Origin of the sequence: Psychrobacter fozii (assembly GCF_003217155.1) — a bacterium.
In the GTDB taxonomy this organism is placed as follows: Bacteria; Pseudomonadota; Gammaproteobacteria; order Pseudomonadales; family Moraxellaceae; genus Psychrobacter; species Psychrobacter fozii.
In genome coordinates this window covers 103,107-116,299 of record NZ_QJSU01000010.1, presented here as the reverse complement: position 1 = coordinate 116,299, position 13,193 = coordinate 103,107, and the positions used below count along the sequence as shown (strand labels likewise).

Below are 13,193 nucleotides of genomic sequence, written 5' to 3'. Positions count from 1 at the left end.
TATATTGTTTGCTCAGCACTGTACGATTACGCCGTAGCCTTTGCTTACCACCGTAATGGTCAGCAAAGGCTTGGCATTTCGTATGTTTATCACACTGTGATTAGTATACGCTGACGGTAATGTACTATTACTAGGAGAAAAAAGATTATGGAAAATCAAGTAAATTTTACCCGTCGTGATGATAAAGTTTGGCTAAAAACGTATGAAGAGCTTGGGCTGAATTACAACATTGAAATGCCAGCTGACGATACCTCACTCATTGATGTTTTTGAAAAAAGCTTTGCGGATAATAGTGACAAGACTGCCTATATTTGCATGGGTTCATCATTAAGTTTTAAAGAAGTGGATTTATATAGCCGCCAGATGGCTGCCTATCTACAGTCGTTAGGATTGGTCAAAGGTGACAAAGTTGCGGTCATGATGCCCAATATTTTGCAATTACCAATTTCTGTCATTGCAGTACTGCGTGCAGGTTTCACCCTAGTCAACGTCAACCCGTTATATACCACCAGAGAGCTTGAGCATCAACTGACCGATTCAGACGCCAAAGTGCTGATCATGGTCGAAAACTTTGCCAAAACCTATCAAGACATCGGCCGTAGTCTAGTCGACAAGGTCGTGATTACAGGTATGGGCGATTTGATGGGTACGCTTAAGGGCTTCATGGTCAACACGGTCGTTCGCCATGTGAAAAAAATGGTGCCTGCCTATAGTATTAGCAACAGCATCACCTTCAAAAGTGCGCTGAGTCATAGCGCTGCGAGTAAATATAAACGCCCAAGCAATATCACGCTCGATGACATCGCCGTCCTACAATATACCGGTGGTACGACCGGTGTGGCCAAAGGCGCGATGCTGACGCACAAAAACTTAGTGGCAAACTTAATTCAATCCAATACCTTTTTGGGGACCGCCTTTGATGATTTCGATCAAAGAGGTGAGCAGCCTGTCATTATGACAGCATTGCCGATGTATCATATTTTCTCATTTACTGTGTGCGGTATGTTTGGTCTATATCGCGGTTGTGTGGTGCTATTAGTACCAAACCCACGTGATCTTGATAGCTTATTAAAAGCATATAAAGCCAATCCACCAGCATTCTTCCCAGCAGTCAACACGTTGTTCAACGCGCTTGCCAATAACGAAGAATTTATCGCGATGGATCATAGCAAGCTGCGTCAATCAATGGGCGGCGGTATGGCCGTATTGAGTCCAACCGCTGAAAAATGGCGCCAAGTAACGGGTAATATCATTATCCAAGGTTATGGATTGTCTGAAACAGCACCGGTAGCGACTTCTAACCCTAGCAATAGCAAAACATTCACAGGTACTATTGGTGTGCCGATGCCAGCGACTGATGTTGCCATCTTAGATGATGTGGGTAATGAAGTAGAGCTTGGTGAGCGCGGCGAGATCAGTGTTCGTGGCCCACAGGTTATGAAAGGTTATTGGAATCGCGAAGATGCGACTGCCGAAGTGATGACCGCAGACGGATTCTTCCGTACGGGCGACATTGGTATCATGGCTGACAATGGCTATGTGACGATCGTTGACCGCAAAAAAGATATGATTTTGGTGTCTGGCTTTAACGTTTATCCTAACGAAGTCGAAGAAGTTATGGCGGGTCACCCTAAAATTCTAGAATGCGGTGTCATTGGTATTAGTGACGAAAAGAGCGGCGAGACTCCTAAGATTTATGTCGTGCGCAACGATCCTAGCCTGACCGCTGAAGAAGTTCTTGCTTATGGCAAAGAAAACCTAACCGGTTACAAACGTCCTCGTCATGTTGAGTTTATCGATGAATTGCCAAAATCTAACGTGGGTAAAATTCTACGTAAAGATTTGCGATTGCTTGAAGAAAAGAACCATGGCTAATTGATTGATACTCAATACTCAATACTCAAAAACTAGTTATGAGTGCTTACAAAGACTCAATGCTCATATAGACTCAGCGCTCATAACTAATCGTAATACAGAGTAGGGTCACCACTAAAAATGATAAGATTGCGTATATGCTATCTTGTCATTTTTTTACGTCTATTTTGTCTTTAAGATGTCGCTAGGGTGAGTCTTCATTGCAAAAGCAGTAATCAAATAATAGATATTAAAGTCAAAAGAATACAATGACGCCGACAATATCGAGATATTCATCAGCTATTCGATACGGTTTGGCGAAACCTAGCCACCATTAGCCTAGTCATCGTTAGACTGGATAGATAGCCATCGATGGAGTTGAGAGCAGGACTTAGTATAGATAGAGAATTTTTGGCAAAACTGCTATAGTGCTCATCAGCGTATTGTTATATTTAACGACAACAGGATATAATTTTTTCTCTATATTTCTTGTAAAATCAACCTTGTAGGTTTGAATGTTGATTTATCCTTGTTGAGTTATTACACCACTTATCATGGACCTAATACTGCGCTTTGATTTACAAATCTTGTGAATAACGAATGCTTTTACCTTATCATCGTTTCTTATTCACAAGTTTCACTGTCATTGATCAACCACAAAAATAATGGTGTTTCCATTAGATTATTCTACGTTTTTAACGGCAACATTTAGGAAAAGTTATGACCGACAGTACCAATAAAAAGACTACAAACAATAATGCTGCGACTAATAATAACGACAGCGCATTTCCTACTATGCCGATGATACCGAGTGATAGTCCATGGTTAGGTACTTATGAGCGCTATGGTATTGCGGCTACTATCGATATGCCGGATGATAATACTTCTTTACTAGAGGTGTTCGAGCGTAATTTTAGCCGTTATGGCCAAAAGCCTGCTTATATCTGTATGGGTGCATCGATTACCTTTAAGCAATTGGATTTGTTTAGTCGTCAAATTGCCAGCTACTTACAGTCGTTAGGATTGGTCAAGGGTGACAAAGTTGGGGTGATGATGCCTAACCTCCTGCAGTATCCAGTGGTTGCATTGGGTATCATCCGTGCAGGCATGGTGCTGGTCAACGTCAACCCTTTATACACGAGCCGCGAGTTATCACATCAGCTGCATGATAGTGGTACGAAAGCTTTGTTCATCGTAGAGAATTTTGCAAAGACGTATCAAGAAGCAGAAGATAAAGGTCAAGTCGAGCACGTCATCGTTTGTAAGATTGGCGATATGCTAGGCACGATCAAAGGAGCAGTGGTCAACCTCGTTGCGCGCCATATCAAAAAAATGATTCCTGCTTATAGCTTGCCAGAGAGTGTGAGCTTCAAGCATGCCTTGAACGCTGTTTCTGCTAGCAAATATAAACGTCCTGATTTGAATTTAGGTGACGTGGCATTGCTGCAATATACGGGTGGTACTACAGGTGTGGCTAAAGGGGCAATGCTGTCGCATGGTAACTTAGTGGCTAACATGCTACAGATCAGTGCGTTGATGAACAGTGCATTTGACGATGACGCTGATGCCGACGAGGTTATCTTGACGGCGTTACCGCTCTATCATGTGTTCTCATTTATGGTTTGCGGTATGTATGGCATGTACCAAGGCTATGCGGGTTTGCTTATTCCGAACCCACGTGATCTCGATGGTCTGATCAAAGAGATGGGCAAATATAAACCCTCATTTATCCCTGCGGTAAATACGTTATTCAACGGCTTGGTACACAAAGACAGCTTTGCTGACTTAGATTTTTCTAATCTAAAAGCCTCTATCGGCGGCGGTATGTCGGTACTGCCAAGCGTGGCAAAAGAGTGGCATAAAATCACGGGTTTGCCTATCGTAGAGGGTTACGGTTTGTCTGAAACCTCGCCAGTGGTTGCTTTTAACCCAATGACCATTGCTGAATTCACAGGTAAGATTGGTATTCCTGCTTCTAGCACAGATGTCATACTGATTGACGATGATGAAAAAGAAGTCGCTCTGGGTGACCGTGGCGAGATCTGCGTCAAAGGCCCGCAGGTGATGATTGGGTATCAAAACCGTCCAGACGAAACAGCGGAAACCTTTACTGCCAATGGTTATCTAAAAACCGGTGATATCGGTATCATGGATGAAAAAGGCTTTATTAAAATTGTTGACCGCAAAAAAGACATGATTTTGGTCTCTGGCTTTAACGTCTATCCGAATGAGATCGAAGAAGCCATGAGTGAGCATCCAGCAGTGGTTGAGTGCGGTGCGATTGGTGTCCCTAACGAAAACCGCGGTGAAGAGCCAAAGTTGTTTGTGGTCAAAAAAGGTGAAGTGACAGAGCAAGAGTTACTCGATTTTGGCAAAAAGCAACTGACCGGCTACAAGCGTCCACGTAGCATCCAGTTCGTTGATGAATTACCAAAATCAAACGTGGGCAAAATCCTGCGTAAAGAATTGCGTAAGATAGAAGGTTTAGAATAAATTTAACACCAAACTTTACTGAAGCAGCGGCGTAATAGCGTGAGTGAATCTTGCTATTGCGCCGCTGTCACGTTAGGATATCTCCATATTCGCGTCTACTAAGGCACGCAGTCGCTATTTGTATTCGAGTTATATTCCTGTATGTCAGTTTTTATGAATTGATATGCGATTAATAAATATACGATAATAAATACTGGTCTGTCATGTAGCGACAACCTCTTATTTTATGACCATTTTTATCACCCTGCTTTTCAAATACTGTACTAGGAATTTTTATGCGTAATGACAATCGTGAGCTTGACCAACTTCGCTCTATCAGCTTTGAGCGCCATTATACTAAGCATGCCGAAGGGTCAGTGTTAGTGAGCTTTGGCGATACCAAAGTACTATGTACTGCTAGTGTCGAGTCAGGCGTACCACGCTGGTTGAAAGGCAAAGGCAAAGGTTGGATCACCGCTGAATATGGTATGTTGCCACGTGCGACCAATACCCGTAATCAACGTGAAGCGGCACGCGGCAAGCAATCAGGTCGTACCCAAGAGATTCAGCGTTTAATCGGTCGTAGCCTACGTGCGATGATTGACTTGAGTAAGTTGGGTGAAAACACCATTTATCTTGACTGTGACGTACTGCAAGCTGATGGTGGTACTCGTACCGCTAGCGTGACTGGTGCAGCGATCGCCCTTATTGACGCATTAGAGACCGTTCAAAAAGCCAAAAAACTAAAAGCAGATCCATTGATTGGTTTAGTTGCTGCTGTGTCTGTCGGTATGAAAGATGGGGAAGCGTATCTAGATTTGAATTATGAAGAAGACTCTAGCTGCGATACCGATTTGAACGTCGTTATGACTCAAAAAGGCGAGTTTATCGAGCTGCAAGGTACTGCGGAAGAGAAACCATTCACTCGCGCTCAAGCTGATGACATGCTGATTCTTGCCGAAAAAGGTATTGCCGAATTGATTAAAATGCAGCAAACCGCTTTAGGCTGGTAGTCTGCTTTTGATCTATTATAAACGGTGCTAATTTTTTAACACTACGACGAGCTCTGACAGATAGTTGGCTTTTAATAGCCCGCTATCTGTTGCCAACTAGATATCTCGCAACAGGTAATGATGCATGCTTAAGCTGACCGATGATGGCGCCAAAATCACCTTGCAAGGTCAGTCCCAAACGACTGATAACGGTATGTTTTGGTTTGGCTCTGCCTTATTGGTCGGGGCAGTTGCGGTCGCCTTTGCAATGAGTGTGCTACCTGAGCGCTTGGCTATCGGTGCGTTAGCGTTGCTAATTGTTGGCAGTTTTATTTTTAATCGACAACGCCAAAAACATAAAAAAGCCATGGTTGGCGCTATCAGTAGCGGCACACTGTGGGTGCGTGCTGGTGAGATGGTGCATGACAATCAAGGTAAGCGCGAGCATATCCATTTGATCGACAGTGACAAGGTAACGCTGATCGGCGAGCAGTTACAGATTGTCGATAGCAGTGACACACGTAAGTACAATATAAGCGGTTTTGAAAGTATCCAAGAAGCAACTGCTGCCAAAGCTATCTTACAAGGCCAAGCGTTATCTAAGCGCCATGTTAATATTAAGATGAGTGATAATTAAAAACTATCTCTTTCTACTTGTCCAAATCAAACCTTTCTAAAAGCATATATATTACCTTCCTAGCCTTTAGTGCTATCTTGATTTACCCCTTCTAAATTAGCGTTGTAACGCGACCATCAATCTATAATTTCATACCTTCTATCATCTATTCAAAATGAATAGTGCTTGCAGACTCACTTCTAAATAGTTTATAAGTAGGGTTGGAAATTCATCCACTACTATTTTTATGCTGTCATTTATATTTTATTGACAAGGAGTTAGTCATGTCGCGTTTGCCTATGTCTATGTCTATGTCGTCGTCGGTTACAGCGTCGTGCAGTCTTTTATTATTGACCTTTGGTTTGGTTGGCCCAGCTCATGCAGATAGTATGAGCACTCTGATCGCTCAAAAATCTACTCAACCAACGAGCAATACTTCCTATCGTTATCCAGACGTATCTCGTCAAGCGCCCACAGTACTACCTGCATTTTTATCCGGTGATTATGACAATATTGATAGTGAATATTTACCGCTATTGAGTAGTGCGGAGACCCAAAGTAGTCTGGCCGCACGTGAGGTTGTCAGTACTGCACGCAAGATGGCACTAAACGAGCGTACTATCATTCAAGGGGGCTGCTGGGACTATCTGAATGCGGTGTTCAAACGGGCAGGAGTGACGCGCGATACCATTCACAAAGGCACTTATGGTCAAGGCCCTTATGCCAATAGTGGCGAGATTGAAGTGGGAGATTGGCTCTATTATATCAACCATGGCTATAATAACGTTGAGCACAGCGGACTGTTCGTGGGCTGGGTCGATGAGCGCGCGAAGCAAGCACTAATATTAAGCTATGCTGGTGAAAACCGCCGTGAGCCAGCTCGTTACCGTGTTTATGACTTGAGTAATGTTTATCAAATCATGCGCCCTAGTGTTTAATATTTAACGTTTGATACCAACTTCAGAAATAGGGTCAGCGGTTTCAGAGTTGTTCAAGCTACTAGAGATAATAGGTCAAAAAAAGCGTCCGTCACTGATAAAGTGGCGGACGCTTTTAGTTTGTGGGTATCAATGATTCTGCTAGTGTCGGTGCTAATTTCAGAAAGGTTTTACCACGACTAAAATGACGATAAATATCAACGCAAACACTGGTATTTCATTAAACCAGCGCCAAAACTTATGTGTTTTATAGTGTGGATTATCAATCAGTTTTTTGCGATATAGCCCGCATGCACCATGATAGCCAGATAGTAATACCACTAGTAAGAGCTTAACGTACAGCCAACCTTGAGTTTTATACACATCCCAACCCAGACCTAACATCCACAGACCAAAGACCCATGTCGCTATCATCGATGGCGTCATAATGCCACGATACAGCTTACGCTCCATAATGGTAAAGCGTTCTTGGCTGATAGTGTCATCACTCATCGCATGATAGACAAATAGGCGTGGTAAGTAGAAAATTGCCGCAAACCAACAAACCATCGAGATGATGTGCGCCGCTTTAATCCAGTTAAAATAATCTGCCATTACTTAATCTCTTGTTATCAGCCATTTGGAATGAGGACATACCCTGGGCTTATTTTCATATGCTTGTTATAAGGGCTAATGGATGACACAGCCCAAACGCAAGTGCAATGCAGATTATTGATGAACACTAACTGCACACCGTCAAACTAGTCAGCCAATACGACTTGTGTTTGATGACCGTTCATCGCGTCCATTACAGGCAATACTTTAGGTGCTCTTGGCGCGGCAAACTGCTTTGTTAGGCCAAGTTCACGCATGAGTCTGTCATCGCCTGATTGACTGGCATTCCCAGTCGTTAGCAGTTTATCGCCATAGAAGAACGAGTTGGCACCTGCCATAAAGGCCAAGGCTTGTTCAGAGTCAGAGAGGCTTTCGCGGCCAGCAGATAGACGCACATAGCTGGTCGGGCAGCAAATACGCGCCACGGCAATGGTACGAATCCACTCAAGTACAGACAGCTGACCTTCGGCAAGCACTTTGTCACCGATAGGGGTGCCGGCGATAGGCACGAGCAAGTTGACTGGGATCGATTCTGGCGCTTTTGGCATTTTTAGCAGTTCATGTACCCAATCGATACGGTCATCACGGCTCTCGCCCATACCAACGATATTACCGCTACAGACATTGATGCCTGAGTTGCGTACATTGTCTATGGTATTTAATCGCTCGTCATAGCTGCGCGTGCTGACGACTTGCTCATAATAGCTGCGTGAGGTATCTAGATTATGATTGTAATAGTCTAATCCGGCATCTGCTAATTGCGTTGCTTGATTGGTATCTAACATACCAAGCGTCATACAGGTCTCAAGCCCTAGCGCTTTTACTTCTTTAACTAACTCAACCACGTAAGGCATGTCTTTTGCACTTGGATGTTTCCATGCCGCACCCATACAGAAGCGTGATGAGCCACTATTTTTGGCACGTTTAGCAGCAGCAATGACTTTGTCCACTTCTATGCGTTTCTCTGCTTGTAGTTTTGTGGTATCGCGATGATGACCTGATTGTGAGCAGTAGCCGCAATCTTCAGGGCAGTTACCTGTTTTGATAGAGAGCAAGGTGCTGATTTGTACTTCATTGGCAGTAAAGTTCGCCCGATGTATCGTTTGTGCTTGCAACAACAAATCCATCAAAGGCAAATCAAACAGTGCGGCGATTTCTTCGCGGCTATGCTTATGTGGCGTTGGTTGGTTGGCATCGGCGGCTAAACTGGCCAAAAAATCATCGCTACTGTTTTGATGATTGAGTGTCTCAGTGTGGCTATCGGCATTGGGTTCTGAGATGTTAAGTAATCCTGCCATGAGATAAATCCTTTTATAACGGTATTGGGTACATCTAAATGTTTTTGTGTTTTTAAAATAATAAAAAAGGCTGCGATATAGTATACCGTAACCTTTTTAGAAAATCAGAGTGCTGCTAAATAGTATTTATATTGAATACAATAAAGTAGGTCAATAGTAACTATTTGCTGATCAGTTTGCTATTTAACGTTCTAATTATTTGTATCTGGTTATTTTCCCAGTTTGTGCTTGGCAACACCAATCCAATGGTTTGCAAAGTTTTGTGCTTTATAAGCATAAGGCTTGGCTTTGTCCAGATAAGGTTTGCACTCTTCTGGCACTGCTGGAACGATATGCTTGGCAAGCTTATTAAACCACATCATAAGGCTATAATCACCCTCGATGCTTAAATTTCCTTCTTGAACCGCTGTCATAAAGGCTGGAAGATTACCTTTGGTCAATAGCTTAACACCAGTCATAGAATCTTTAAAGTTGATAGTCAGGTCTGCTGCTTTTGCATGACCACTATACTGGTTGAAGCTCCCATTATCAAAGACAAAATAACGAGCGATATCCGCTTCGGTACTGGCAAGCTCAATCGTAACATTACGATCAGCGAATAGCTTTTGAACAGCTTCATCGTCGCTATCAGCTAACATAGATAAACGGTAACCGATCACAGCCAATAACACGTCTAAAGGATCAGACTTAATATCTAGAACAGGAATAGTAAACATAATCGAACTCCTAAAAATGAGACGCAAAATAATGCGTACTTTATAACAATTTTTGCGACAAATATATAATTACATTATAAACGATGGATAGGTTGTTATTCTTTAGGAGTTACGTAGAGAGCGTTAAGTATCTTGTAACATTCGATGACGTCAGCATAGTTGCTACAGGATTGACTGCATTAGTGAAAGCGCGGTTTATAGTCATCATCGTAGACAGGCGTATGTTCGATATAGCGTGCTGCCTCTAACTCACGTTGTAGCTGAACCGATTGACTGACATCCTCATAACGTAGCGCCCGATACAAGACCCAAGCCGCTAAAGGCAGCCAGCTGATACCCATGGCGATGATATAGCTGTGCCAGTCTGATAATTCTGACAGCATCAGCCAACTTGATAGTATGCTGTGAATGACTTCTACGCCTAGCCAATATGCCATACCACCGAACAAATACAGTAGTAACCAGCGCTGTGACGAGAAGGCGAGTGCCGCTATTATCACTGCCAATAAGCCGTAACCAAGTAAAGCCGCATTGCTCCATGCCGCTATGTCGATAAAAGAAAATATAGTTAGTAACATCATTCATCTCGCTATTCATAAGGTGAATTCCAATGAGACCATTATGAAAGTTTGCGAGGCAAAGCTAAAGAGGGTAAAGGCGAGTTTGCGACAACCGATGACGTTTGGTTTTTTAGCGTATTTTGATGATTTTCTATTGCAGATTTTGAGAGTAAGCGCCGTAAGGGTAGGCGCTTATTTTGAGAGGGAAATAAGAGGTTTTTTAATTAATAGCGACTAAACGTTGTTATTAATGATGGTTATTACGCTTGCCCCACCACGATAATAACGACACTAACACAGCACCTAATAACATCAACCCTAGTGTGCTGAGCCAGTGTGGACCAGTAGGGTAGTGCCATGGCATGACGTTGTTTATTGCTTCGTTATCTAAGGTGTTCAAGATATCTACTTTCCACGGCCATATCTTCATCAAAGAGCCAGCGATAAAGCCGGTGAGCAATGCTAGCGTTGCTTGATAGTAGCGAGCCAATAGCCATTTCAGTGCGTGGGTAAACAGTAAAAGTCCAGTGAGCATACCAGCCATAAGCGTAAAAATAACCGTGAAATTAAGGGTATGCACGGCTTCTAATACTGTGTCATAAGCGCCCAATAATAATAGGATAAAGGAGCCTGATATGCCCGGTAATATCATGGCACAAATCGCGATTGCCCCTGCAAAAAATAGATAAGGCAAGCTTGGCGTGGTGGTGAGTAATGGCAAACTACTGATAACCACGGCACTGACGAGACCGATGCCAAATAAGACAATACGCCCTATGTTCCAACGCTTAATTTCAGTTAATAATATAAATATGGTTGCAACGACCAATCCAAAGAAGAACGACCAAATCAGCAGTGGTTGATTGTCTAGCAAGTACTTAATCATGCCCGCCAAGGTGGCAAAACTGGTGGCGATACCTAATAACAGGAATAATAAAAATGTTGCATCAACTTGTCGCCATACCGCAAGCAAACCCTTGATGCCACCTTCTTTTCGGAATGTCTGCCAGAGCTTGGGGCCAATACTGCCAAGCGCATTAATCAATCGCTCATAAATACCAGCAATCAGCGCAATAGTACCGCCAGAGACGCCAGGTACGATATCGGCTGCACCCATCGCCATTCCTTTGATATAAACGCCTAACAGCTGTTTTGGGTTGTCAGTATTAGTAACACTGGTATCTAATGGTTGCGGTGCTGACGACTCGCTTGGTTTAGGGGATTGGGGTGCCGTCATGGACAGTCCTTGATTGATTTAAAATGAGCGTGGAAGGTGAGTGGTAATGGTTAGATTAAAGTTTAGTTAGACTGAAATCATGCTCAGGCAGCAATGTTAACAGTAGTTCTATCAAAGTAGCAGCATCGCTAGATTTTTTCATCAATAAAACATAGAAGCTAGAAGTATAAAAGCCAGATCAATGACAAAGACATTAACCTAGCTTTTTACAGTGTTTCTAGTTTTTAGACATTATTTGGTAGGAGCAAGCGCTGGATAGCCAAGTGCATAAAGCGTGCCTTCAAGACCAGTCACGTTAACCGCCGCATCAGCCCGTGCTTGGACGATAGGTTTTGCATGATAAGCGATGCCTAGATCGGCGATGGCCATCATCGGCAAATCGTTAGCACCGTCACCAATACAGACCACTTGTGACATATCGATGCCTAAGCGCTCTGCCGTATGTTCGACGATGGCGGCTTTTTTGGCACCATTGACGATGGGTAATTGCACGTGACCTGTCACCATGCCTTCGTCAATATCTAAAAAGTTGGCATGAACTTCGTCAATACCCAACTGCTCTGCGATATAGCGGGCAAAATAGGTAAAGCCGCCTGATACTAGTACGGTGTGATAACCCAATGCTTTGAGCGCACTGATCGTGGTGCGTGCGCCTACCGATAAGGTTAAGCGGCTACAAATATCATCCAGTACGTCAATTGGAATGTCTTTTAATAGTGCCACACGTTTGGCAAAAGATTCGTCAAAATCGATCTCACCGCGCATCGCCGATTCAGTGATGGCGGCAACTTCTTCACCGATACCTGCTGTTTTGGCCAGCTCAACGATGACTTCTTGCTCGATTAAGGTGGAGTCCATATCGAAGCAGGCAAGCTTGTGGGTACGTAGCATATGACCAACAGATAAGATATGGCAATCAACGACATTCAAATTATCCGTACTGTCAGCACTGCTCGTACTCTTATACGCTTCAGCCAAATCATGACGCAAGCGTCTGGTCAGCTGCTCATCGATGATATGAGCGGCAGCGGTTTTTTTGGCGGGATGCATGAGCGTATCGGTGACTGGTACCAGTAGATAGCGAAATACTTGTGCCTGTGTAAAAGGAAGGCGCTGTGCATTTCCGTCTGTTGGTTCTGTATCAGAGACAGTGATATTCACAAAACTTGCATCAGTATCTTCAGCGACAGTGACCAAATGCCAGTTCGGCTGCTCATCGACCCATGACTGCACATATTGATGAATATCAAGGGTTGATACTTTGGTCGGTAGCACCACAATTAGTGCAAAAACGGGTAGGGACTGTAGCGCGTCAAAATCCTGTAGATCAGTACCATCAGGTAGGAGCGAGGCAATAGAGTCAACGGCTTGTTGCCATGCTTTGCTGTCTTTTGGTAACGAATAAGATGTATTGTTTGGCATGGCTTAATTGTCCCTTGTATGCTCGTATAAGATTGGGAATAATAGCAGCTTTCCTCGGCAGCGCCTATAGATGACATGCAAAGTATCACGGTTAACTAAAAAGGGCTGTACCAGACAGAAAAGCGTTTGAAATTGAATGTTATTATTATGATAAATTTATAAAGCTGCTAACGCTATAAGGTTTATTATGGTGATATAGTAGATAGGATAAGCGAGCTGTATTTATGATAATGTGTTCAGTCATAACAAGTCTACTATGCGGTCGTTTATCCTATAGTCCTTCCACTATAAAAGTATGACAGCGTTAACCTCGCTTGAAGTATCACATATACATCTACACTCGGTTGCCTTGTACTACTTTTTAATTGAATCGACTATAAGTGATGGTTTACCCAGATATACGTTATAAAGACACGCGTTACAAAAAGATGCCTGCATTACCGTTTTTTAAAATAGCCAAAAAATGAGCAATAGCCTTGTTTTTTAATTTCTTT

At 43.2% G+C, this 13,193-nt stretch carries 11 protein-coding genes; 5 read left to right on the top strand and 6 right to left on the bottom strand.

Going from position 1 to position 13,193, the window contains the following annotated elements; translation table 11 throughout:
* The first annotated feature begins 147 nt into the window (after positions 1–147).
* The 5 genes from DFP82_RS12695 (at position 148) to DFP82_RS12675 (ending at position 6,872) form a co-directional block, all read left to right on the top strand.
* Entirely contained in the window at positions 148–1,875 is a 1,728-nt protein-coding gene (locus DFP82_RS12695; RefSeq protein WP_110924085.1) for an AMP-binding protein, read from the top strand.
* A 699-nt stretch (positions 1,876–2,574) separates the two neighbouring features.
* Complete coding sequence (locus DFP82_RS12690) at positions 2,575–4,347, top strand: AMP-binding protein (RefSeq protein WP_110924084.1); 1,773 nt, start codon at positions 2,575–2,577, stop codon at positions 4,345–4,347.
* Between the two features lie 275 nt (positions 4,348–4,622).
* Positions 4,623–5,339, top strand: coding sequence for a ribonuclease PH (gene rph / locus DFP82_RS12685; RefSeq protein ID WP_110924083.1), 717 nt, complete (start codon positions 4,623–4,625; stop codon positions 5,337–5,339).
* Between the two features lie 124 nt (positions 5,340–5,463).
* Complete coding sequence (locus tag DFP82_RS12680) at positions 5,464–5,955, top strand: hypothetical protein (RefSeq protein WP_110924082.1); 492 nt, start codon at positions 5,464–5,466, stop codon at positions 5,953–5,955.
* Positions 5,956–6,218: 263 nt separating this feature from the next.
* Positions 6,219–6,872: a hypothetical protein gene (locus DFP82_RS12675; protein ID WP_181416321.1), complete on the top strand. Its 654-nt coding sequence runs from the start codon at positions 6,219–6,221 to the stop codon at positions 6,870–6,872.
* Positions 6,873–7,031: 159 nt separating this feature from the next.
* On the opposite strand, the gene hemJ is transcribed toward DFP82_RS12675, so the two are convergent.
* From hemJ to serB, 6 genes are all read right to left on the bottom strand, one after another.
* Positions 7,032–7,466: a protoporphyrinogen oxidase HemJ gene (hemJ, locus tag DFP82_RS12670; protein ID WP_110924081.1), complete on the bottom strand. Its 435-nt coding sequence runs from the start codon at positions 7,464–7,466 to the stop codon at positions 7,032–7,034.
* A gap of 146 nt (positions 7,467–7,612) precedes the next feature.
* A complete protein-coding gene (gene bioB, locus DFP82_RS12665) occupies positions 7,613–8,764 on the bottom strand; it encodes a biotin synthase BioB (protein ID WP_110924080.1) in 1,152 nt (383 codons plus the stop codon).
* A gap of 209 nt (positions 8,765–8,973) precedes the next feature.
* Positions 8,974–9,480 (bottom strand): SCP2 sterol-binding domain-containing protein, encoded by a 507-nt coding sequence (locus DFP82_RS12660; protein WP_110924079.1) that lies wholly within the window; start codon positions 9,478–9,480, stop codon positions 8,974–8,976.
* A 179-nt stretch (positions 9,481–9,659) separates the two neighbouring features.
* Positions 9,660–10,061 (bottom strand): AciT family ciprofloxacin tolerance protein, encoded by a 402-nt coding sequence (aciT, locus tag DFP82_RS12655; RefSeq protein ID WP_227680935.1) that lies wholly within the window; start codon positions 10,059–10,061, stop codon positions 9,660–9,662.
* 226 nt (positions 10,062–10,287) lie between these two features.
* The gene (locus DFP82_RS12650) at positions 10,288–11,277 is read right to left on the bottom strand and encodes a DUF368 domain-containing protein (protein WP_110924078.1); all 990 of its coding nucleotides are present in this window, start codon (positions 11,275–11,277) and stop codon (positions 10,288–10,290) included.
* 231 nt (positions 11,278–11,508) lie between these two features.
* Positions 11,509–12,699, bottom strand: coding sequence for a phosphoserine phosphatase SerB (gene serB / locus DFP82_RS12645; protein ID WP_110924077.1), 1,191 nt, complete (start codon positions 12,697–12,699; stop codon positions 11,509–11,511).
* Between the last annotated feature and the right edge of the window lie 494 nt (positions 12,700–13,193).

Bases quoted from the DNA above. Each gene is read 5' to 3' on its own strand.
- DFP82_RS12695 (WP_110924085.1), top strand. From the start codon at position 148: ATGGAAAATCAAGTAAATTTTACCCGTCGTGATGATAAAGTTTGGCTA.
- DFP82_RS12690 (WP_110924084.1), top strand. From the start codon at position 2,575: ATGACCGACAGTACCAATAAAAAGACTACAAACAATAATGCTGCGACT.
- rph (WP_110924083.1), top strand. From the start codon at position 4,623: ATGCGTAATGACAATCGTGAGCTTGACCAACTTCGCTCTATCAGCTTT.
- DFP82_RS12680 (WP_110924082.1), top strand. From the start codon at position 5,464: ATGCTTAAGCTGACCGATGATGGCGCCAAAATCACCTTGCAAGGTCAG.
- DFP82_RS12675 (WP_181416321.1), top strand. From the start codon at position 6,219: ATGTCGCGTTTGCCTATGTCTATGTCTATGTCGTCGTCGGTTACAGCG.
- hemJ (WP_110924081.1), bottom strand. From the start codon at position 7,466: ATGGCAGATTATTTTAACTGGATTAAAGCGGCGCACATCATCTCGATG.
- bioB (WP_110924080.1), bottom strand. From the start codon at position 8,764: ATGGCAGGATTACTTAACATCTCAGAACCCAATGCCGATAGCCACACT.
- DFP82_RS12660 (WP_110924079.1), bottom strand. From the start codon at position 9,480: ATGTTTACTATTCCTGTTCTAGATATTAAGTCTGATCCTTTAGACGTG.
- aciT (WP_227680935.1), bottom strand. From the start codon at position 10,061: ATGATGTTACTAACTATATTTTCTTTTATCGACATAGCGGCATGGAGC.
- DFP82_RS12650 (WP_110924078.1), bottom strand. From the start codon at position 11,277: ATGACGGCACCCCAATCCCCTAAACCAAGCGAGTCGTCAGCACCGCAA.
- serB (WP_110924077.1), bottom strand. From the start codon at position 12,699: ATGCCAAACAATACATCTTATTCGTTACCAAAAGACAGCAAAGCATGG.